We start from the raw sequence: 1,979 nt of genomic DNA, 5'->3' as shown, positions 1-1,979 counted from the left end.
GGCTGGTGGCGACCGGCAATGCCTACCAGGACCGCACCGACCGCTTCGCCGGCATGCTGATGCGGCAGGCAGCGTGGCCGGCCGCAATCGTGGTGGCGGCAAATATCCTTGCGCCGCTGGCTGCCTCGACGCGCGGCGGCTTCGAGACTTTGCCGGCGGCCGTTGCGCTGTCGATCACAGCCGCGAGCGCTGTCGCCGTTCTGGCGCTGTCGGCATTGCTGGCGTTTGACGCGCTGCTGTTCCGCATCATGGCCAGCCATGATGACGAAGCTTCCGGCGGTGCCGCGGTGGACGACATGCTGGCGCGCATGCGCCTGAAAACGGCCCCGCCCGCGACACGCTCGCTCGATGAGCGCATTGCCGGCACGCGTCGCCTGCTGTTCAAGCAGCGCGCCGCCCTGGCCCTGTTTGCAGCAGCACTTCTGGCGGCCGGGTTTTTGGCGCCGCGATGAACAGGCTTTCGCTCAAGACCTTCACCTTGCTGCAGACGGTAACTTCCGTCGGCCTCTCGGCGCTGGCCCGGATGGTGACAGGCGTGCGTCCGATCTGGAGCGGCAGCCTGCCCTCCGACCGCCAGCGCATCTATTTCGCCAACCACACCAGCCATGGCGACTTCATCCTGCTGTCGGCCTGCCTGAGCGAAAGGGAGCGCGCGATCACCCATGCTGTTGCCGCCGGCGAATATTGGGGAAAGTCGCGGCTGCGCCGCTTCATCGCGCAGGACATGCTGTCGTCCGTGCTCATCAACCGGCAGTGGACGAGACCTGAGGAAAACCCGATCGAGATCATGCTGTCGGTTCTCGACCAGGGCCATTCGCTGATCCTGTTTCCCGAAGGCACACGCAACATGACCGAAGAGCCGCTGCTGGCATTCCGCTCCGGGCTCTACAATCTGTCGACGGCGCGGCCTCAGGTCGAGCTGATCCCGTGCTGGATCGAGAACATGTCGCGCGTGCTGCCCAAGGGCCAGTTCCTGCCGGTGCCGCTGCTGTGCCGCGTCGTCTTCGGCGCACCGGTGGCGATCGGTCCGGGCGAAGAACGCCGCGCCTTCCTCGAACGCGCCCACGCCGCGCTTCTGGCGCTCAACCCGCGTCCCGAGCGAGACGATTGATGCGCCACGAAATCTCCATCCTGATCATCGGCCTGCTGGCGGTTTTGACCACCGCCAGCATCGTCGCGACCATACTTTCGGCGCGAGCGCCGAAGCCGCTTAGTTCGACGCTGGTCAATCTCAGCCAGCGGATCAACGCCTGGTGGGTGATGGTGGCGCTGATGACGGTCGCCTTCTTCTTCGGGCGTTACGGGATGACCATCCTGTTCGCTCTGATCTCCTTCGCCGCGCTGCGCGAATTCGTGACGCTGACGCACACCCGCCGCAGCGACCATTGGGTGCTGCTCGGCATGTTCGGCATCATCATACCGTTTCAATACTGGCTGGTGTGGACCGCCTGGTACGGGCTCTTCGTCATCTTCATTCCGGTCTATTGCTTCCTGTTGATGCCGGCCATCACGGCGCTGCATGGCGACACCGAACGCTTCCTCGAGCGGATCGCCGCGCAGCAATGGGCGGTGATGATCTCGGTCTATTGCGTCAGCCATGTGCCTGCCCTGCTGACACTCGAGGTGCCGGGCTTCGAAGGCCGCACCCTGCTGCTGATCGCGTTCCTGATCATCGTCGTGCAAGGCAGCGACGTGCTGCAGTACATCTTCGGCAAGCTATTTGGAAAACACCGTTTTTCGCCGAACGTCTCGCCGTCGAAAACCTGGGAAGGGCTGATCGGCGGACTGGTGTCGGCGAGCCTGCTCGGCGCGCTGCTATCGTTCGTGACACCCTTCTCGCCGCTGCAGGCAGCAGCCGTGGCCTTCGTCGCCTGCTCGATGGGATTTCTCGGCGGGCTGGTCGCCTCGGCCATCAAGCGCGATCAGGGCGTCAAGGACTGGGGCCATCTGATCGAAGGCCATGGCGGCATGATGGACCG

At 64.6% G+C, this 1,979-nt stretch carries 3 protein-coding genes; all 3 read left to right on the top strand.

Annotated features, from left to right (window positions below; genetic code table 11):
• The first annotated feature begins 5 nt into the window (after window positions 1-5).
• A complete protein-coding gene (locus EOB59_RS27040; RefSeq protein WP_245486773.1) occupies window positions 6-452 on the top strand; it encodes a hypothetical protein in 447 nt (148 codons plus the stop codon).
• Window positions 449-1,111 (top strand): lysophospholipid acyltransferase family protein, encoded by a 663-nt coding sequence (locus EOB59_RS27035; protein ID WP_128289622.1) that lies wholly within the window; start codon window positions 449-451, stop codon window positions 1,109-1,111. The genes EOB59_RS27040 and EOB59_RS27035 overlap by 4 nt, the downstream gene beginning before the upstream one ends.
• Window positions 1,111-1,979, top strand: an 869-nt coding sequence (locus EOB59_RS27030) for a phosphatidate cytidylyltransferase (protein WP_128289624.1), incomplete at its 3' end; no start/stop codon positions are given. The genes EOB59_RS27035 and EOB59_RS27030, both read left to right, overlap by 1 nt.

The organism is Mesorhizobium sp. M7A.F.Ca.MR.176.00.0.0 (assembly GCF_004023165.1).
Classification (GTDB): domain Bacteria; phylum Pseudomonadota; class Alphaproteobacteria; order Rhizobiales; family Rhizobiaceae; genus Mesorhizobium.
Note: the sequence above shows the minus strand (reverse complement) of the source record. Positions and strands in the feature narration are given on the sequence as shown.